Origin of the sequence: Propionigenium maris DSM 9537, from assembly GCF_027925155.1 — a bacterium.
GTDB lineage: Bacteria > Fusobacteriota > Fusobacteriia > Fusobacteriales > Fusobacteriaceae > Propionigenium > Propionigenium maris.
In genome coordinates this window covers 1-20,158 of sequence record NZ_BSDY01000003.1, presented here as the reverse complement: position 1 = coordinate 20,158, position 20,158 = coordinate 1, and the positions used below count along the sequence as shown (strand labels likewise).

Below are 20,158 nucleotides of genomic sequence, written 5' to 3'. Positions count from 1 at the left end.
CTTTTTTTATAGTGGGTGTTGTTGGTGGGGAACATTTTCCCCTATGCTGTCTTGAGAGATTTTAGCTGTCCTCAATGCAGAAAAAAGCCTCCAAAGATATCCGACAGCTGCCCGTTTATTTTTTGTGGAGTTCTCCCTGAAGGGTATATCCACTTCACACTCCCCTATTAGTTTTCTTCTTAGTTCATTGTGCTCTCTCATAATATTTTTTGAGGAGCAATGGTGCTTTTTATAGCTCTCCTCTGCCAAGTTCTTATAGTCTGGCAGGTATTCGGTGTCGAACTCTCTGATCTTTCTTGGAAGGTGTAGGTCGGAGCAGCTCCTCTGAATCTTAGAGCCGACGCAGGTCTTAAACTTATTCAGTTCCTCCATAAACTCATATATCTCTATATTTATAGAGGATATATATTGAAGGAGGAGGGCACAGTAGATAAAGTTGATATAATCCTCCATGGCTTTGTCTGCACTATAATCCTCTGAGGGAGATACACACCTTCCCAGGGAACAACCCTCAAAGTAATCTGCAATCTCTCCTTCAACCTCTCTGGGGATCTTTATCCCAACCTTATCTTTAATTCCACAAAATATATCATTTAGAAAGTCTGGAAATCTCCTTATATTCACTATTTTTCCTCCTTATTGAGTAGGTTTAACGGATCAAAAGATCCTGTCTGTTAATTTTAAACTACAAATCTTAGAAAAATCTTAGAATAGTATAGGATCTGTGTTAAAAATTTAAGAATTAACTCCTGTGAGGTTATAGGAAAGTTGAGATAGTCCCCTATCCTCCCTCAACGTAAAGGTGGATTTGTCTAATTTTTTTCAGATTTTGATTATAAATTTTTTAAATTTTTTAAAGAATAGCGAATATTACAATACCAATTTATCACGGTATATCCATAGTTAGTATCAAAATTATGGTAATGACGTCCTTTTAAAAGTGCGTTCTCTTTAAAGAGCTTATAATATAATGAAAGTTGATAAAAATAAATATTGGGAAGTTGATAAAATCAATTTTAACAATATTAAAATTATGTTAGAATCAGCATTGTGAATATTAATTAATTGGACATAAAAATTTTATCATAGAGGGTGAGAATATGCTGTATTTAGAAGAATTTATGAAATTTCGAAATGGTATTAACAGGTACATCAGGATGTGTGAGAAGGAGGTAGACGAGCTTAATATCTTGGATTCTGTAATCCTTACAGCTTTAAGGGATAACCCAAATATGCTTGCCAAGGATTTTTCTAAGATGCTGAGCATCGATCCATCATATATGACCAGAGACCTAGTTAAGCTAGAGAAGAATGAACTTATTACAAGAGAGAAGGATGGAAGGCAGAAGACCCTCAGGTTAACTGAAAAGGGAGAAAGAATCTGCACTGGTATAGAGAGAGTAAAGGGGAAGTTCCTCAGTGAACTGTTTAAGAAGGTAGATCCCGATGAGCTAGAAGCAAGCCAGAGAATCTTCAGAGCTGCCAACAAGGTACTGGAAGAGGGGAAGTTTTAAAGAGCTAAGTCTAAGGACTTAGCTTTTTTTTAATTCTAAGAAAAGAATAGAATTTATAAAGAAATCATATGAAGCAACAAGATTCCAACAAGTTGTCGGGATGCAACGTCACGTTGCTTTTCAATTTTAGAGATATTCCAAAAGTGTAATATATTAAATTTCAATGATGTTCATTTATACGGAATATGACCAATAAACTTTTATAGCGGACGATATGCAGGTATATTTTGCACCTTACCTAGTGTAAGCTTTCCACTTTTTAGTTATTTCTGTGTGCTATAGTAAACCATTTATCTTTTTTATGATAGGTCTGTACTCTATTGAGGTCTTATATTTACTAATGTTGAACGGCAGTTCGCATCTACCTTCATAAAAAAATAATACTTTTACAAAAAAAAGATTGATTTTGTAAAATTGCTATGTTAGACTTTTTGTGTCAATCAGGACTAAACGATCAATATTAGAACTTTAAGTTCTTTAATAGGAGGAAATATGGAAAATATAAAGGCAAAAGGATTTGGAACAAAAACTATACACGGGGGACACGGGAAGAACCCATTTGGAACTCTTACTACACCAATCTACCAGAGTTCAACATTTGTTTTTGACTCAGCTGAGCAGGGAGGAAGAAGATTCGCTCTTGAAGAAGGAGGATACATCTACAGTAGACTTGCAAACCCTACAACTTCAGTTGTAGAGGAGAAGCTAGCAGCTCTAGAGGGAGCAGAGGCAGCTCTAGCAACTGGATCTGGAATGGGAGCTATCTCATCAACTATGTGGACACTTCTAAAGGCTGGAGATCACATGATCGCAGACGAGACTCTTTACGGGTGTACATATGCTCTACTAAGCCACGGACTTACTAAGTTTGGAATCGAAGTAGACTTCGTAGATACATCTGATCTTGAGGCTGTAAAGAAGGCTATGAAGGCAAACACAAGAATTGTTTACCTTGAAACTCCTGCAAACCCTAACCTAAAGGTTGTAGATATCGAGAAGGTTTGCGAAATCGCTCATGGAAATGAGAACACACTAGTAGTAGTAGACAACACATTTGCTACTCCGTTCCTTCAAAACCCAATCAAGCATGGTGCAGACCTAGTAGTTCACTCAGCTACAAAGTACCTAAACGGTCACGGAGACGTTATCGCAGGTTTCGTTGCTGGTAAATTAGAGCACGTAATGCAGATCAGACTTGTGGGAGTTAAGGACATGACTGGTTCTGTACTTGGAGCAAACGATGCATACATGATGATCAGAGGAATGAAGACTCTTGAAGTTAGAATGCAGAGACACTGTGAGAACGCAATGAAGGTTGCTAAGTTCCTTGACGGTCACGAGGCAGTAGAAGTAGTACACTATCCTGGGCTAGAGTCTCACTCTGGACACGAAACAGCTAAAAAGCAAATGAACGGATTCGGTGGAATCATGGCATTTGAAGTTAAGGGTGGAATCGAAGCAGGAAAAACTCTACTAAACAGCTTAGAGCTTTGTACATTAGCAGTTAGCTTAGGAGATACTGAAACTTTAATCCAGCACCCAGCATCAATGACTCACTCTCCATACACTAGAGAAGAGAGACTTGCTGCAGGAATCGCTGATGGTCTAGTTAGAATCTCAGTTGGACTAGAGAACGCTGAAGATATCATTGCAGACTTAGAGCAGGGATTAGCAAAAATTAAGTAGTTTTAACTACTGGGCCCCTTTTTAGGAGGGGGCCCTTATTTTTTAAAAAAATTAGGGGGAAAGTTAATGAATAAGGGGAATAAAATAGAGGCCAGCGGAAAGGGACTGATACCCTTTCTGGTCTTCATAGGAATATATCTGGGAAGTGGTTTGTTTTTTCAATTAAAGGGAGTGGAGATGGCGTTCTATCAACTGCCGGCTCCAGTGGCAGTTTTCTGCGGAATAATTTCAGCTTTTCTTTTATTTAAGGGGAATATAAATGAGAAGTTTGAAACCTTTGTTAAGGGGTGCGGAAACAGCGATATCATAATAATGTGTACCATCTACCTTTTGGCAGGGGCTTTTGCTGCTGTATCGAAGGCTATGGGCGGTGTAGACTCTACAGCTAACCTGGGACTTACCTATATACCTATACAGTATATAGCAGCGGGTCTCTTTGTTATAGCAGGGTTTATATCTACAGCTACGGGAACCTCTGTGGGAGCTATAGTTGCTGTGGCGCCAATTGCTGTTGACCTTGCAGGGAAGTCGGGAGTAGCTCTTCCAATAATCCTTGCAGCTGTAATGGGAGGAGCTATGTTCGGAGATGACCTTTCCATTATCTCGGACACTACCATAGCTTCCACAAGAACCCAGGGGTGCGAGATGAGGGACAAGTTTAAGGTAAATATATTTGTAGCTTTCCCAGCAGCCTTTATAACTATAGCTCTCCTTCTTGTCTTTGGAAAGCCTGAGGTAGCTCCAGCAGCAGCTGAGTATAGCTACAACCTGGTTAAGGTAATGCCATACCTCTTCGTTTTGGTTCTGGCTCTTGCTGGGCTCAATGTATTTGTGGTTCTGACTGGAGGGATCTTCCTTTCTGGGGCAATTGGAGCCTACTATGGTGATTTTACTGTGATAAACTTTGCCAGAGAGGTATACAACGGTTTTGCAAATATGAATGAGATCTTCCTTCTTTCCCTTCTTACAGGAGGACTGGCTGCCATGGTAACTAAGGCAGGGGGAGTGGAGTGGATCCTTGAAAAGATCCAGAGAAGGATAAAGGGACCTAGATCGGCTCAGATGGGTATTGGAGCTCTAGTATTTCTTACAGATATAGCTGTAGCAAACAATACAGTAGCCATTATTATAAATGGTCCAATAGCAAAGAAGCTTTCAGAGAACTACAAGGTTGACCCTAGAAAGGTAGCGGGGCTTCTGGGAATCTTTTCGTGTATAGCTCAGGGTCTTATACCATATGGAGCTCAGATGCTTATCCTTCTTGGATTTGCAGGGGGAGCAGTGACTCCTATGGAGATAATGCCACTTCTATGGTACCAGCAGCTCCTTGCGGTGCTGGGAATCGTTTCTATCTACCTTCCATTCTCAGAGATTGTGATAAAGAAGAGTCCTTGGGTTGGAAAGTATGAAGTTGAAGGTGCTTAAATAAATTCTTTTATTCAGTTAAAAAATTAGGATTAGGATGTTGATAGAGGACTCTCTGGAGGTTATTCCAGGGAGTCTTTTTATTGTTAAGGAAAGTTATAGAAGCTATAAAAAACTAAATAAAATAATGAGTGCTAAGGATGCAAGGTCACGTTGCTTTACTTGAAAAATACAATTATTTTACAGGTAGAAAACAAGGAAATATAGACAGAGAGAGTATAGAATGGTTAGAAGAGGTTTTTGGCGGGAGGTGGATGGAATGAATAGATGCAGGTGCTGCGGGAAGCATATTGGTTATGACAGAAAGGTCTGTTTCTCCTGTCTACTTCAGATGATCCGTGAATGGTTTCGTGAGTTTGTTGTTTGGTAGAATTAAAGATAAGATATAAAAAAAGCAGCTGAAGGTTGATTCAGCTGCTTTTATATTGCTCTAGCCTACAAGAATGTTTCTCAGAAGGCTGTGGTTAACCTCTCCCTCAAGGGAAAGGTCCTTTACTGTGTTGATTATTGCCCTTACAAACTGAAGGTATTCCTGTGGCTTATCCTTTGGAGTAATTACCAGGAAAACAATATCAACTGGTTTTCCGTCTGGTGATCCCCACTCTACAGGTTTTTCCAGGAATCCGCAGACACAGGTTGTTTTATCAACCTCTCCAGTACGACAGTGAGGGATAGCTACCCCCTTTCCAAGAGCTGTACTGGCAAGCTTTTCTCTGGCCAGGATTGCATGGGATATCTCATGAAGATCCTTGATTATCCCCTTCCCCTTAAGGTGTTCAGAGAGGCTTTCAATGGCATTGTTCTTATTCTCTGCCTTAAACTCCCATACATTTCCTACAATATCCTCTATGGAGAAGTGCTCCTTCTTGCCACTAGACTTACTTCCGATGAAGTTCTTCCAGGAGATAAGAGTTTTTTCCGAAAGCCAGGCTCCTCCAATCTCAAAGACAACCAGTGCCGGAATAATAGTATTGAAGATAAGCTCTCCGCCGCTATCCTTAAGCACTGTAGCTACAAGAATCGTTTCCACAGCTGCCATCCCTGCCTGAGGAAGCATCAGCTTAGGAAGACTGTTGGTTATCTCCTTCTCCTGCTCAGTTATATAACATCCGAACCAAGTACCTAAGAACTTACTTCCACCTCTTACAAAAAGGTAACCCAGTACAAAGACAAATGTCTCTGGAGAAAAGGTCTCCAGCTTTACACTGGCTCCGATAAGAGCAAAGAAGAAGAGGTTTAGTGCAGGCATGATATTTCCAAGCTGCAGCGAGTGGAAGATAGCGTGGAAGTGATAGTTTGATACAAGAGCTCCAGCCACCACAGCCACCACAAGGAATGGAAGGTGGAAGTGAAGAGCAATTGCCGATCCAACAGCTACAAAACCTACTACTATAAAGAAGAGTTCTATAGATGGCATAGGGCCGTAGAAGCTCTCTACCTCAATAACTCCATCCTCATCATTAACTCCCCTTGGTTTTACAGTAAACTTCAGCAGGAAGAAGATAAGAACTCCCACAAGAACAGCAAGGACTAGTTCCTTGGTTACCTCAAAAGCAAGATGACCTATTGAAAGGTGGGTTCCGCTCTGGATCATAACCGCTATTCCTAAAAATACCGAAAAGAAGATTACCTCTATAATATCGTCTAAAACAACTATATTAGCCAAGAGATTCTTTAACTTCCCCTCTACCTTGAGCTTATTCATAAGTACAAAGGTAAGAGCCGGTGCTGTGGCAATACCGATTGACCCTATTATTGCCGAGTTTATCATCGGGAAGTTGAAGGCCTTCCAGAATACCAGAGTGATCATCACCCATGTTAGAAGTGCCTGAATTAGACAGATGATGGTAGGCTTAATTCCCACCTGCTTCAGCCTGTCAAAGTGAAGTTCCTCTCCCAAGCTGAAGGCGATAATTCCCAGAAAGAAGAAGACAAAGAAGTGACTCTCCTCTATAACCTCAGCGTAGGTATGAAACCCGTGGGTATAAACATATTCCAGCTTTTGAAACAACAGTGTAGATGTAAGGAGCTCCTTCTTAGCAGCCCAGTCGTGTATTAACGTCCAAAAATGCGGACCGATTAACATCCCCCCAATGATCTGTCCGATGGTTTCCCCAATATTAAGTTTTTTAGCTATAACACCTCCGGTGTAAGCTCCCAGAATCAGCATACCAATAGCCAATATCTGGATTTTCATAAATTCCATAGTATTCCTCCTTAAGTTTTATTGTGTATTTATAAAAAAACTTAAAATTATAATCAAATCTTAAGGATATTATACAGTAAGTTCCATTTACTTTCAATAAACTTATGACTAAAGTTCTCGTTTAAATATGAATAGTACTGTAGTTGATAGTGTCAAGTGTTTGAGGAGGGAAAGACTCAAGTATTATTGCAGTATTTAAACCGCTCTATACACTTTAAGGTTAAAGTTGAGGGAGAAGTATTGACAAGGGAGGTTTTATGTCATATTATAGTATCAGTTAATGGAAGTTAAACGGTTAACAAAACCTTTGAGGAGATTATATGAAGAAAGTTACCATAAGAGATATAGCCAGGGAAGCTGGTGTATCTGTAGCCACTGTATCCAATGTGCTAAATGGTGTGGAGAAGTGCAGGGAGGAAACAAGGGAGAGGGTGTTAAAAACCGCCAGAGAGCTAGGTTACAGACCCAATATCTCAGCTAAGACCCTCGCTACAAGAAGATCGGGACTCCTGGGGATAGTCATCAATGAGAAGACCGAGGGAAGTTCCTTCAGTCAGATGAACCTCCTTGTAAATGGAATGAACTCTGCTATCAGAAGGTATGAGAACTACGACCTCATTATAACTGAGGTATTCAGAGACGGAAGCATGGAATATCTCAGGGACTGGATCGCCAAGAGAGACCTGGAGGGAGTTATCTTCTTAGGGGACTATGAGGAGGAACTTCTCAGGGAGATAGAGAAGACAGGAATTCCCATGGTAATGGTGGATAACTATGGAGAAGAGCTGAAGGAAGCCTCCTACATCCATTCAGAGGACACACTGGGATCCTACTTGGCTGTGGAGCACCTCATCGAAAGGGGAAGCAGAAGTGTCGCCTTTGTGTGCGGTTCCCTGGATGAAAATGAGGTATACAGGAGGAGGTTCTACGGGTATAAGGCAGCTGTGGAGGAGTATGGATTGGCCCTTACCGAGGAAAATATCCTCGAGACCGAGGAAACCTTTAGAGGGGGATATGAGGCAACCAGAAGGATATGTGAAGCTGGCAAGACAGACGCAATATTCTTTTCCTACTCAGAGGGAGCTCTGGGGGCACTTAAATACCTCAACGGAAGAAGGGATATACCAGGGGAGATGAAGATCATTGCCTTTGGAGACACCCAAGCCTGGGAGTATACAACTCCATCCCTTACAAGTACCGACCAGCAGGTATCCTATAAGGGTGAACTGGCTGTGGATATGATTATCGACAAGATCGGTGATAGAGGAAAGTTTAAGAGAGAGGTATCCATCCCAGTAAAGATAAGAAAGAGAGAAACTACGTAGCTCAGCTACATAGTTTTTTTAAAAGCTTTGTTAACCGTTTAACTAAATAAAAAAAGAAAATAACCTGAAAGGGTAAAAATAGGGGGAATAAAGATGGCAGGAGTTCAGTTAAGAAAGGTAGAAAAGATCTATCCAAATGGGTTTAAGGCAGTACATGGGGTAGATCTGGATATAAAGGACGGAGAGTTCATGGTATTTGTAGGACCATCTGGTTGTGCAAAATCAACTACACTTAGAATGATCGCAGGACTTGAGGAGATCTCTGGTGGAACTATTTCAATAGGGGATAAGATAGTAAATGATCTTCCACCAAAGGACAGAGGAATTGCAATGGTATTCCAAAACTATGCACTGTACCCACATATGACTGTATATGATAATATGGCCTTTGGATTAAAGCTTTCAAAGAACTATTCCAAGGAGGAGATAGATTCTAGAGTAAGGGATGCAGCGGAAAAACTTGAGATCACTGAGCTTCTGGATAGAAAACCTAAGGAGATGTCTGGTGGACAGAGACAGAGGGTAGCAGTTGGAAGAGCAATTGTTAGAAAACCAGATGTATTCCTATTTGACGAGCCCCTTTCAAACCTGGATGCAAAGTTAAGAGTATCTATGAGAGTTAGGATTACTCAGCTTCATAAGCAGCTGAAGGATGAGGGGATGTCATCTACAATGATCTATGTAACTCACGACCAGGTAGAGGCTATGACGATGGGTGACAGAATCTGTGTACTTGAGTATGGAGTGATCAAGCAGGTAGATACTCCTATTAACCTATATAACAGACCGGCAAATAAGTTCGTAGCTGGGTTCATTGGATCGCCATCTATGAATATTACAGAGGCTGAGATTATCGATACCAATGAAGGAATAGCAGTGGACCTTAGAGGAAATATCCTTCACCTTCCAAAGGACAAGGCTGAGAAGGTTAAGTCATACGTAGGAAAGAAGGTATGGTTTGGAATCAGACCTGAAAATGTCGGTTCATATGAGATCCACCCAAATGAGGAGCTAGTAGACGGAAAGATCTCTGTAGTTGAGATGATGGGTAACGAGGAGTTTGTATACTTCAACGTAGGCGGAACTCAGCTTGCAGCAAGATTTGACTCAGCTAAGGTAAAAAATACAGCTAACGGTGTGGACTATAAGTTCTGGTTCGACATGGAGAAGTGTCACATCTTTGATCTTGAAACAGAGGAAAACATTAGCTTAATCTAAGTTAGATAAAATCAAGTGACAATATTTTGAAAGCAGACCTTTTTAGGTCTGCTTTATTTTTTAGTATTTACATTTAATTTGGAGGAATCAAATGAGGAGACTAGCTTTAGGACAATAATGAATAGTCAGGTTACTGTAGATGAAAGATTAAGTAAATAAAGTTGAGACATTGCAAGGGGGAACGGTGGTATTAAAAATAGATAAAGAGGGATCATAGCTACAATAGCTCTGCCAAGATTTACCGGGATAGTGTAGAAAATGTTCAGAGTACTCTAGTGAGCACCAGAACCTACCAGGTAAAAAACGGAGAGGTGCCGACTCTTGAGATGGATGTAGAGGGCGGCTACTTGGTAGGTGCAGAAGATTTCCAGTACACCGGCATATAAGGGGCTTCATAAGTATTGGAATGGTCAGATAAGAGCAGACCTAACTCATGGAACCTACAGGTCGGCTTTAAACTGGGAAGATTTTCAATATAGGCCTTTTCCTAATTCTTGTGATCATTGTAAGCTATCTTCTTGAGAAGAGGAACGACTTATTATTATGTTATCTCACCAAAAAATTCTTCCAGCGACTGCTTAGAAATCTTATTTCTAATTGTCAGCTCACCACTTGTTGAAAAAAAGTTCTCTAAGTGTAGTTCAACAATAGATCGTTCTATTAAATTAACTCTGTAACTTATATTTTTAGATAGTAGTTCTTTAACTTTATTTGAATCAAATTTAAATAAAGTCCCACAAGTGATACAGATATATGGATTTATAAAGTCAATTGAATTGACTTTTTTTCCGTATTTATTTATGTAATACATGTTTATTCCCTCCAAATTTTTCGTTTATTTAACTTCAGCTATTTATAGACGTTTCCTCTTCTTGGCTTAACATGATTATAAACTCCATATCTTAGATTAACCTTATTTATGGGGAATTAATTTTAAATAAAAACAGTTATACATTTCCAATTTAAAAGGAGCTTTGATAGCTCCTTTTAATAGTTATAAATTCAATTTGCTCTTGGAAAAGTTACTTTAACCTCTGTCCCCTCTTCCTGAACACTTTTTATCTCTACCATTCCTTGGTGAAGCTTAGATATATCTTTTACAATTGCAAGACCTAGACCAAATCCCTTGCTCCCCTTTGAATTATCCTCTTGAGAGAACCTTTGAAATATCTCCTTTAAATAATCTGAAGATATTCCTTCCCCTTGATCCTTTATAATTAAAATCACCTTATTTTTATCGGTGTAGAGATTTATTTTTATATCTTCTTGACTATATTTTACAGCATTTTTTACAACTTCTCCCAGAAGTAGCTTTAAAAGCTGCTCTTCTCCCAGGATAATACTCTTCTCACTTTTAACTCTAATTTTTCTTTCATATACTCCTTGAAGGCGCTTTCCCTCTTCTTCAACAATTTTTTTCATATCCAACGGAACGAGAATGTTCTTTTCTGTTTCTTCTATCTTAGACAATACCATTAAAGATCTCATAAGTTCTTCCATTCTTTCGGTTTCATTTTCGATAGTATCTAAAGCACTGTTTAAAACCTCTTTATCGTCACTTCCCCATCTTAACACCTCTGTATAACCTTTTATTACAGTTACAGGGGTCAAAAGTTCATGAGAGGCATTGGATATAAACTTCTTTTCTCTACTTATATAATTTCTGATTTTTTTAATAAAACTATTTTGTAGTTGAACAATTTTTTTAAATTCCTCTTCAGGGTATTGTTCTGTCAAAAGACTTGTACTGCCTTCAATTTCAATTTTTTTAACATCTTGTAATATTTTAAAGATTGGATTCAATAGCCATCTGGAGGTTATTAAACTGAGAAATATAAACAAAGTTGACAACAATACCGCAAAGGATATAGCAAATCTTTCCATTTTTAAATAAAATGTTGTATATTTATCAATTTGTTTTACTAGGTATAATGTCCCATCTATTTTTTTATATTTCCTCTCAAGAATGAAGTAATCATGATCATCTGGATTATCCCGGGGCTCTATAATCATTCCATCCTTCATATCAATATGCAACTCATAGTTTTGAAGAAGTTCATGGTATTTTTTATCTCCCAAAATCATTTTTCCACTATCATCATATAGCAATATATCTACTTTACTTAAGAGGTCTCCTTCTCGAATAAACCCTTCCAAGTCTTTACCGTTAATTTCCTCCTTAGATTCTATAAATAGTTCAATATTATTTGTTAAATCTGAATACATAGGATATTCCTTATCTTCAAAATACGCTAAAAACGTGTTTTGAAGAACTGCAATAAAGATGAAAAATAAAGCCATAATAATTAAAGAGTAAACTATCGCAACTTTATGCCATAGTTTTTTAAATAAGACCATATCCTCTCCCTCTGTGTGTTTTAATATATTTTTTCTTGTCAGATGATAGTTTTTTCCTGAGACTATTAATTACAACTTCAAGGTTGTTTCCCTTTGTATGATCATCCTCAAAATCCCCCCAGAGCTCATGTATTATCCTGTTTTTAGATAATATGGATTTGGGATTTGAAAGAAGAAGTGTTAAAAGCAGGTACTCTAGTTTAGTAAGTTCCATGGGGTTATCTTCATAGTAGGCAATATTAGAGGAGATATCTATAGATATTTCCTTAAATTTTAACTTGCCTATTTTACTTCCAGAATACTTTCTTAAGTTTGCGCGGATTCTTGCATGAACAATTTCAAACTTAAAAGGTTTAGTAATGTAGTCATCTCCCCCAACTTCTAATCCTTCTATTATATCTCCTTCTCTTGCTTTACTTGTAAGAAATATTATTGGAGCATCCATCACCTTTTTAAGTATTTTACACACCTCTGTTCCAGAGATCTGGGGAAGCATCCAATCTAAAAGAATCAAATGGGGTTTATGTTTTTTTGCCATTTTAATTCCTTCTAAACCATCAAAAGCACATGTAACTTCATATCCTTGTCTTTCTAGTTGAAGCTTTAGAATATTAGAAATATTTCGATCATCCTCTACAATTAATATTTTGTCTTCCATATTTTTTCCTTTCTTTAAATATAATGGCTATTCAAATTTTTAAACAACCTAATTTTAAAAGTTATTGAAGGCATGGTTGCTCCGATTTTTTTGAGCATTCAGATCTTTTATCTCTCTGGTAAGCTTTTTCTCTAAAAACATAATAGAGGGTAGGAATAACTATAAGTGTAAGTAAGGTTGAAAGTATCAGACCTGTACTCATTCCCCTAGCCATAGCAATGTATATTTCACTTCCCTGTCCAACTCCTAAAGTCATTGGTATCATTCCAATAACTGTAGTAAAAGTAGTAATTAAAATAGGCCTGATCCTTTCCTTTCCTCCTTCTAGAATTGCTTCTTTAATACCAATACCTTGGAGTTCAAGCTGACGGATATATTCAATCAATACAAGTGAATTATTAACGATAACTCCTGAAAGAATGATAACCCCTATCATAGCCAGTATATCAAAGTTTGTATTTGTAATAAAAAGCCCAAAAAGAACACCTGTAAATGATAGAGGAATAGCCCCCATAATTATTAACGGTAAACAAACTGAATTGAATTGTAGGACCAGTACAAAGTAAATCAGTCCTATTGCAGCTATAAAGGAAACAGCTAAAGATGTCATAACCTCGCTCTGATCCTCTGCTTCTCCTATAAATCTAAAATTAATTCCATGGGGAAGCTTCATTTCATTTAAAGTGGCAAGTAACTTCTCTTTAACAATTGAGCCTCTATACCCTTCCTTTACATTAGCTGAAAAATTAAAGTATGGATTCCTATTTTCTTTAGAAAGAGTTGTAAGGTCACTTCTTATCTTTAAATCAACTAATTGATTAAGCTTAATTTTTCCTCCATTTGGGAGATCAACATAAATATTTCTTATGTCTTTAATGGAGTCTCTTTCTATTTTATTTAGTCTTACAACAATATCTACTTTATCATTTTCTGAGTTTAAATATGTGGCATCTATACCATTAACTTGAACAGCAATCATTTCGTTTAACTCTGCCTCGGTAAGTCCATAGTCTCTTAACTTCTCTCTATCGATGGACATGTACATTTGTGGCAACATATCTTTATAGGATGAGGTAATATCAGTTATACCATCTACCTTGGAGAGACTATCGATGACCTGATCCATATTTCTCTTTAAAAGGTTTATGTCTTTTGAGGATATAGAAAGCTCGATATCCTTTTCAGATCCGTATCCTGCATCTAAAAAGTAGTTTAATTTAGCATCAGGGACCTTACCGATAGTATTTCTCATAGAATCTCTTATCTCCATAGCACTTTTTGATCGTTCCTCTACTAAAGCTACATTATAGATGATACCTTCATCACTGACCTTCTTACTATACCATTGAGTATTATGGTCCTCCTCTATAAGGATATCAATTTTTTTAGTTAATTCATCCTTTTTTGTTAGAGAATAGTTTCTAGGTGTCTCCACCAGAATCCCATAGTACCCCTCATCTGAGTCAGCTAAAAAATTAATGTCAATAAGGGTAATAAGAAAAAAGCTGGAGAAAAGTATCAATATAGCTGTAACAATTGTTAAATATTTCCTTCTTAAAGCTGTCATTAATATTTTTTCATAAAAATACTTTAAACTTTCTAATTTAATTCCTTTATTTTTTACATTCCAGGAAAAAGTTTCTGATATTATAGGGATTAAAGTAGCTGCAACTATGAGGGAAGCCGTTATAGATGCTATAATCGCAAATGCCATATCCTTGAATATCTCCGTTGCCATTCCTCCTATCATAAATATTGGGACAAAAACTATTACTGAAGTAATAGTAGCAGCAGTTATTGGTGAGATTACCTTTGAAACAGCTTCTTCAATGGTTTTTCTGCTCTTACCATATTTGGAAACATGACTTTCAATGCTGTCTAGGACAACAACAGAGTTGTCTACTAACATCCCGACACCTAGGGAGAGTCCCATAAGAGTGAGCATATTAAGAGTAACATCAAAAAATTTAAAGGATAAAAATGTTATTAAAAACGAAGTTGGAATACTTATTCCTATAATTCCAGAAGCCCCTAAATTCCTTAAAAATACAAAAATAACTATAATTGCCAGGAAGAAACCCATAGCTCCATTACTTTTTAATACACTCACAGATGTAGATATTTCGTCGGCAGGGACTTCTCCCTCCGAAATTTCAATAGCAGATGGGAGCTGCAGGTTGATTTCTTCAATTTTTTCTCTTACTCTTTGAGCGACCTCTATAAAGTCCTCTCCTTCCTCTCTAAGAACTTTTACATAAACAGCATTTTTACCATTTACCGTGTAGATAGTATCAAGGTCCCTGTATCCAATCTCCACCTTTGCTATATCTTTAAGGTATATTTTACTTTCTCCATCTGTTCTTACAACAATCTTCTCTATGTTTTCGATGTTTTTTAGCTTTCCATCATAGAGTACACTGAGATTATTTTCTGAAGTTTTCACTTCTCCAAGAGGAATATAGGAGTGAGCTGATCTTATCTTTTCTACTATCTCAAGAACCGATATATCGTACCTTGAGAGAAGGACAGTATTTAGAGCGACATCTATCTTTTTAATAAGTGCCCCTTCTACTACTACTGATCCTATACCTTCAACGCCTTCCAGTTCTCGCTTGAGTGTATTTTTAGCGTAATCACTTACTTCCCAAAGTTCATTTCCAAAGATATTATATGATATCACCTCATCCTTGGCTAGTCCATTACTGGTACTTGGGCCATCATCAAGATCTGTAGGGAGATCATTTAATATATTTTGAATTTCATTTTGAACCATTAAAGCCTTTATGTCAGCATCTATTCCGTAGTTGAACTCTGTTGTTATGACACTTTTTCCATTGGAAGAGTTTGAAGTTATTTTATATACATCATCTAGCGTATATAATAGGTCTTCTAAAGGTTTACTTATATACTTCTCTACTTCGCTGGAGGAGGCTCCTTCCCATACTGTAAGTGTTTCAGTAGAAGGTCTGTCAAAATTTGGATAAAACTCTGTAGGGAGGGAAAATAAGGAGTATACTCCTCCGAATATTAGCATTATATATATAACTATAACTCCTTTATTTAGCTGCATTATCTTGTCTAAAACCATGGTCGACTTTTTTTTCATAACATCCTCCTAATTAATCTTTTGTCCTCTGGTAATGTTATAAAGGTCATTTATAATTAATGTTTCTCCTATTTCTAGGCCACTTAAAACAATAAATTGATCTTTTACTTCTCTACCTAGAGTTATCTTCTTTCTATTTACAACTCCATCCTTAATGACATAGGCATATGTTTCAAGGTCATAATAGATTATCGAGCTTTTAGGTATTAAGATTCCAGTTTCAGGTGAAATATTTATTTGGACATTAGTATAAATATTGTCAAGAAGATAGGGAGTAGAATTTTCAAATGTTCCCTTTATCCGATATTTTTTGATTTTTTCATCAACAAATGGATTAATTTCTGTTATCCTTCCTTTTTCCTTAATTTTTAATTCAGAAAAGTTGATATCAATAGCATCATTGACTCTTATATTATTAATCTCTTCTGTTGGGATATATCCGGTTACTTCCATTAAGCTTCTTGAAGCAGTTGAAGCAATTTTATTTCCTGCTTCAATTTTATTCCCTATTTCTACTTCAATGTTCCCTACTATTCCAGAGACCTGTGCTCTTATCTTTAAGTCATCAACTCTTTTTTCGATAAGGTTATAATCTTTTTTGCTCTCCAGATAATTTTGTCTGTATGTAAAAAGTTCACTTTCTGAAATGAGTTCTTTACTGTATAATTTTTCATATTTTTTATACGTTATCTCATCCATTTCAAGGGCTTTTCTTGCCTGTCCCTCCTCTATGAAAAGCTCTCTATTCTCTAATACAACTACAATATCTCCTTTTTTTATATTATCTCCATTCTTAAAATTAATGACTTTAACATAACCAGGCTCCTCACTTATTATGTCAACTTTGTCAGCATAGGATGTCTTAGCAGTATACTCTACCCAATGAGGCACCTTTTCACCCATTATCGTTAAAGTCTCTAAATTACTCGCATTAGTCAAAGTTATCGTTAATATAAACAAAAAAAATATTTTTTTCATTTCAATTCCCCCTATTTAAGTAGTGTTAATATCTCTTCTTTTTTTATTTTGTAGTCGTAGTTAAGACCTATAAACCTTGACCTTTCATCTAATAGATCCTGCTCACTGTCAAGGTACTCATCTAAACTTATAAGTTTATGCACATAAGATTCTTCATAATATTTGAATTTTTCTTGGAAATTTTCAAGGGCTGTTTTACTTTGAGCAACTCCTTCCTCCAAGGAGTTTAAATCATTTTTCAGAAGGTTTAACCTTTCATTTTGAAGATCCACACTATTCTTTTGAGAGATTTTTTTTCGATCTACTTCCATCTGAGCTATTGTTACTTCATCAATCCTCTGACCCCAGCTGAAAATATCAAGCTTAAAGGAGATACTTGCTATCCCCTGAAAATCACTGTATGTATCTGAAAAGCTATCCTGAGTCTCATTAAAGCCCATATGGTAGGTGACTTCTGGAGCAAAATTACCTAAAGAGATTTTTTTTTCTAATCCGGCTATTTCAACCTCGATATTACTCAAGTTAATCTCCATATTCTCCTTTAAAATTTCTGGAGCAGCGGGCTCTTCAGCCAAGTAGTTTACACCTTCAATTGAAACAAGTTCCAGGGTATCTTCATCTGTGAGTCCCATTAGTTTTTTCAGAGAAATTTTTAAACTCTCTATGGTATTTTCAGCCTGTATCAGGTCCAATCTTCTTTTAGAGAGTTCACTTTTAACTGCTAAGAGGTCGGCCCTTGTTATAAGGTTAAGTTCCTTTAACTCTTTGTTTTTTTCATAAGATTTCTCATAAAATTCTAAACTTTTTAAAACAATGTTCCTTCTGTCGATGGCTTTCAGACATTCCAGGTAAGATTTTTTTATTAAAAATTCAATATTTTTCTTATCGATATCTTTAGCTAAAGTTGAAACTTCATGTCGCTTTTCCTCGAGGTTTATGGAATTAATAATCTTTCCTCCATTATATAAAGTCCCCCTGAAAAGCAGGTCTGTTTCACTGCTTTTATTTCCACTGCCCTCAGAGTCTTCAAGGGTAGTTGTGGCACTTAATTTTGGAAGGAGGTCCTTCTTTTTGCTATAAGCACGCTTTTCTTGTATCTTTTCTTCAAATACTTTTTCCTGGATATCTAAATTTTGGTGGCTGGCTAGTTCTACTGCTTCCTCTAGTGTAATAGTTTTGCCAAATAGATTTAAAGAAATCAACAAATAGATAAACCAATAACTTCTCTTCATAATCTTTTTCTCCCTTTAATATAGTTTATTATTTAGTTTAGGGTATGAAACTGATTTTAAACTTAAATTCTATTTTAATTTAAAGAAAATACTTTAAATATTTATTACTTTAAGCAGAGATCACCAAGATATAAAACCATTTAGATATTATTAAGGAACAATTTAAAGACAAGAAATTTAAATAAACCGAACAATATTTCAGCTAAATTTCAAACTTAAGTTTCAGCTAAGCTTTAGGTTGTATCATAACGAATATCTAAAACTTAAAGGAGGCACTACATGAAAAGATTAATGACCCTGCTTATACTTACAGGGTTAACTACAGGATTATATGCAGAAGAGGAGGAGAGGTCTTGGAAGGCTGATGTAGGTATTGGACTTATGGCAGAAAGGAGCCCGTATAAAGGTGTTGGGACAGAGGGAAGTCCTATTCCAGTGTTAGACCTTAAATATAAGAAACTATACTTAAGGGGAACTGAACTGGGGTATGAAGCCTTTGAAACTGAAAGATTCAAAGTTAGTGCTTTTGCTGATTTTATGGGAGGCTATGAAGTTGAAGGTGGAGATCTAGATAAAGGTTACCAAGATATTGATGACAGAGACACACAATTTGAAGGTGGACTAGAACTTACCTATAAGCTTCCAGAGGATTATGAATTAACAGCAAGGATAGCTTTAGGGAGTGAGGGAAACAGATACACTTTAGAAGGGAGTAAACTGTACTTTATAGGGGAAAAAACTATTATTAGACCTTCAGTATATGCCGCATTCAATGATTCTTCCTACACGGACTACTACTTTGGGGTAACTAAGGATGAAGCAGCTAAGAATGAGGGGATAAAAAAGGAGTATAATGCCGGCTCTTCTCAAGAATATGGTATCGAATTAATGGCAGAGCATGATCTTAATGAAAGTTTTGCCTTAGTTGGTTTTGGCGGAGTAAAGTATCTTTCAGGAGAAATAGATGATTCACCAATAGTGGATAATAACTTTATCTATGAAGTTGGAGCTGGGTTCAAGTATAAATTTTAGAGATATAGGGAGGTTTTAAGATGAGGAAAGTAATAATAGGTTCAATAATGGCTGCTACTACTTTAATAGCTACTGGAGAGGAAGGGCTAAAAAATTTAAGGGGAGTGGATCAAGAGCTTGACGGAATATTCCTTAGAGAAATTAAATACGATGATTGGACCTACATTGGAGCTGAAGAAGGGGTAATCACTAAAGTAGTTAATGATATCCTTAAGGAGAACAAGGGGAAAGACGGATTCCTTGATACTGCTACAAGGGAGTATGGGGATGGGAACTGGCAGTATGAGTGGGATCAGATAGCAGCAGAAGCGGAAAGAAGTGGAGACTATGAAAAAGCTGCTGCTTACTATACAGTTTCTGCTTACCCCTATTTTAAAGACAGCAGGGAAAACTACAATAGTTATGTGGTAAATGCTATGGAGAACTACCAGAAGGTGGTTGAGGAGGATGGATTCTACTATGAGAAGATAGAGGTGGATACTCCTCAGGGGAAGGCGTATGCCAACCTACACCTTCCTGAAAAGAATGGAAAGGATTATCCTGTTGTTATCTTTACAGGAGGATCCGATGTATTTGCAATAGAGTATTACAGGTTATTTAAGGAGTATCTTGCAGAGCAGGGGATAGCTTATATCTCATTTGAGCTTCCTGGGATGGGAATAAACTCACACCTTACATATACTCCAGATACCAATATAGTTCATAGAGGTGTTATAGAGAAGATTAAGAAGGATCCTAGGTTTAACGGAAAGATAGTAGTAGGGGCCTCAAGCCTTGGGGGACAACCAGCAGTTAGAACAGCCTTTACCAATGAAGAAGATGTTACAGCTGTTGTAAACTTCTGTGGAGCTTTAAGTGATGTTTGGAAGGGAATTAACCCTGAGACAGTATCCTATCTTCCTATGTTAAATCAGGTAGTTCTTGCTGACAGATTAGATACATCCATAAAAGGGTTTGCTGAAGCTGCTCCTGAGTATAGCTTAGAAAACCAAGGGTATCTAGGAAAAATGAAAACTTCTGTAGATATAATGTCAATAGGAACATCTACAGATCCTGTAGCACCTGTGTCAGATGCAGAGTTAGTGACAGATGCAAGTGATAATGGTGTAAATGTTATAGTTGCAAGTGAAGTAGGGCACGGTATGCCTAGGTCAGTTGTACTTCCTCTTATATCAGGTTATATAGTAGATAAGTTGAAGTAAAACCTAGTTTTTCCCTTCCTACTCTTAGCTAGAGTTGAAACACCTTTAGATTAAGTGAAGAAATATATGCAGTATTTTAGTGTATATAAATTAGAGTGTTGCAAAAGTAATTCACAAAAAATTAAAAATCATATCCAATATAGAGTAATAATTGAGTTACCACACAAAATTCTACTCGAAAGGATATGACCAGTAATGTATATACCTCAAACTACTAT

14 protein-coding genes are annotated in these 20,158 nt (G+C 36.9%); 7 read left to right on the top strand and 7 right to left on the bottom strand.

Annotated features, from left to right (window positions below):
- Positions 1-6 precede the first annotated feature (6 nt).
- Positions 7-624: a hypothetical protein gene (locus QMG11_RS03530; RefSeq protein WP_281833509.1), complete on the bottom strand. Its 618-nt coding sequence runs from the start codon at positions 622-624 to the stop codon at positions 7-9.
- 497 nt (positions 625-1,121) lie between these two features.
- Here QMG11_RS03530 and QMG11_RS03525 point away from each other — a divergent pair, with 497 nt between their 5' ends.
- From QMG11_RS03525 to QMG11_RS03515, 3 genes are all read left to right on the top strand, one after another.
- Positions 1,122-1,514 carry a MarR family winged helix-turn-helix transcriptional regulator gene (locus QMG11_RS03525; RefSeq protein ID WP_281833507.1) on the top strand — a complete coding sequence of 131 codons (393 nt, stop codon included), beginning with the start codon at positions 1,122-1,124 and terminating at the stop codon, positions 1,512-1,514.
- 492 nt (positions 1,515-2,006) lie between these two features.
- Positions 2,007-3,200 carry a methionine gamma-lyase gene (gene megL, locus QMG11_RS03520; protein WP_281833505.1) on the top strand — a complete coding sequence of 398 codons (1,194 nt, stop codon included), beginning with the start codon at positions 2,007-2,009 and terminating at the stop codon, positions 3,198-3,200.
- Positions 3,201-3,266: 66 nt separating this feature from the next.
- Positions 3,267-4,625 carry a Na+/H+ antiporter NhaC family protein gene (locus tag QMG11_RS03515; protein ID WP_281833504.1) on the top strand — a complete coding sequence of 453 codons (1,359 nt, stop codon included), beginning with the start codon at positions 3,267-3,269 and terminating at the stop codon, positions 4,623-4,625.
- 430 nt (positions 4,626-5,055) lie between these two features.
- On the opposite strand, the gene QMG11_RS03510 is transcribed toward QMG11_RS03515, so the two are convergent.
- Entirely contained in the window at positions 5,056-6,831 is a 1,776-nt protein-coding gene (locus QMG11_RS03510; protein WP_281833503.1) for a cation:proton antiporter domain-containing protein, read from the bottom strand.
- A gap of 320 nt (positions 6,832-7,151) precedes the next feature.
- Here QMG11_RS03510 and QMG11_RS03505 point away from each other — a divergent pair, with 320 nt between their 5' ends.
- Both QMG11_RS03505 and QMG11_RS03500 read left to right on the top strand, forming a co-directional pair.
- Positions 7,152-8,156 (top strand): LacI family DNA-binding transcriptional regulator, encoded by a 1,005-nt coding sequence (locus tag QMG11_RS03505; protein ID WP_281833501.1) that lies wholly within the window; start codon positions 7,152-7,154, stop codon positions 8,154-8,156.
- 93 nt (positions 8,157-8,249) lie between these two features.
- Positions 8,250-9,374, top strand: a complete 1,125-nt coding sequence (locus QMG11_RS03500) for an ABC transporter ATP-binding protein (RefSeq protein WP_281833499.1) — start codon at positions 8,250-8,252, stop codon at positions 9,372-9,374.
- Between the two features lie 1,002 nt (positions 9,375-10,376).
- Here the strand turns inward: QMG11_RS03500 and QMG11_RS03495 are convergent.
- The 5 genes from QMG11_RS03495 to QMG11_RS03475 form a co-directional block, all read right to left on the bottom strand.
- Entirely contained in the window at positions 10,377-11,732 is a 1,356-nt protein-coding gene (locus tag QMG11_RS03495; RefSeq protein WP_281833498.1) for a sensor histidine kinase, read from the bottom strand.
- Positions 11,719-12,390: a response regulator transcription factor gene (locus QMG11_RS03490; protein ID WP_281833496.1), complete on the bottom strand. Its 672-nt coding sequence runs from the start codon at positions 12,388-12,390 to the stop codon at positions 11,719-11,721. The genes QMG11_RS03495 and QMG11_RS03490 overlap by 14 nt, the downstream gene beginning before the upstream one ends.
- Positions 12,391-12,451: 61 nt before the next feature.
- Complete coding sequence (locus QMG11_RS03485; protein WP_281833494.1) at positions 12,452-15,496, bottom strand: efflux RND transporter permease subunit; 3,045 nt, start codon at positions 15,494-15,496, stop codon at positions 12,452-12,454.
- Between the two features lie 9 nt (positions 15,497-15,505).
- Entirely contained in the window at positions 15,506-16,474 is a 969-nt protein-coding gene (locus QMG11_RS03480; protein ID WP_281833492.1) for an efflux RND transporter periplasmic adaptor subunit, read from the bottom strand.
- 11 nt (positions 16,475-16,485) lie between these two features.
- Positions 16,486-17,706 (bottom strand): TolC family protein, encoded by a 1,221-nt coding sequence (locus QMG11_RS03475; protein ID WP_281833490.1) that lies wholly within the window; start codon positions 17,704-17,706, stop codon positions 16,486-16,488.
- Positions 17,707-17,985: 279 nt separating this feature from the next.
- Between QMG11_RS03475 and QMG11_RS03470 the strand changes: the two genes are divergently transcribed.
- Both QMG11_RS03470 and QMG11_RS03465 read left to right on the top strand, forming a co-directional pair.
- The gene (locus QMG11_RS03470) at positions 17,986-18,738 is read left to right on the top strand and encodes a MipA/OmpV family protein (RefSeq protein WP_281833489.1); all 753 of its coding nucleotides are present in this window, start codon (positions 17,986-17,988) and stop codon (positions 18,736-18,738) included.
- A 20-nt stretch (positions 18,739-18,758) separates the two neighbouring features.
- Positions 18,759-19,940 (top strand): alpha/beta hydrolase, encoded by a 1,182-nt coding sequence (locus tag QMG11_RS03465; protein ID WP_281833488.1) that lies wholly within the window; start codon positions 18,759-18,761, stop codon positions 19,938-19,940.
- Positions 19,941-20,158: the final 218 nt, after the last annotated feature.

Coding starts and splice junctions, on each gene's coding strand:
- QMG11_RS03500 (WP_281833499.1), top strand. CDS start 8,250: ATGGCAGGAGTTCAGTTAAGAAAGGTAGAAAAGATCTATCCAAATGGG.
- QMG11_RS03480 (WP_281833492.1), bottom strand. CDS start 16,474: ATGAAAAAAATATTTTTTTTGTTTATATTAACGATAACTTTGACTAAT.
- QMG11_RS03515 (WP_281833504.1), top strand. CDS start 3,267: ATGAATAAGGGGAATAAAATAGAGGCCAGCGGAAAGGGACTGATACCC.
- QMG11_RS03470 (WP_281833489.1), top strand. CDS start 17,986: ATGAAAAGATTAATGACCCTGCTTATACTTACAGGGTTAACTACAGGA.
- megL (WP_281833505.1), top strand. CDS start 2,007: ATGGAAAATATAAAGGCAAAAGGATTTGGAACAAAAACTATACACGGG.
- QMG11_RS03525 (WP_281833507.1), top strand. CDS start 1,122: ATGAAATTTCGAAATGGTATTAACAGGTACATCAGGATGTGTGAGAAG.
- QMG11_RS03505 (WP_281833501.1), top strand. CDS start 7,152: ATGAAGAAAGTTACCATAAGAGATATAGCCAGGGAAGCTGGTGTATCT.
- QMG11_RS03510 (WP_281833503.1), bottom strand. CDS start 6,831: ATGGAATTTATGAAAATCCAGATATTGGCTATTGGTATGCTGATTCTG.
- QMG11_RS03465 (WP_281833488.1), top strand. CDS start 18,759: ATGAGGAAAGTAATAATAGGTTCAATAATGGCTGCTACTACTTTAATA.
- QMG11_RS03495 (WP_281833498.1), bottom strand. CDS start 11,732: ATGGTCTTATTTAAAAAACTATGGCATAAAGTTGCGATAGTTTACTCT.
- QMG11_RS03485 (WP_281833494.1), bottom strand. CDS start 15,496: ATGAAAAAAAAGTCGACCATGGTTTTAGACAAGATAATGCAGCTAAAT.
- QMG11_RS03475 (WP_281833490.1), bottom strand. CDS start 17,706: ATGAAGAGAAGTTATTGGTTTATCTATTTGTTGATTTCTTTAAATCTA.
- QMG11_RS03490 (WP_281833496.1), bottom strand. CDS start 12,390: ATGGAAGACAAAATATTAATTGTAGAGGATGATCGAAATATTTCTAAT.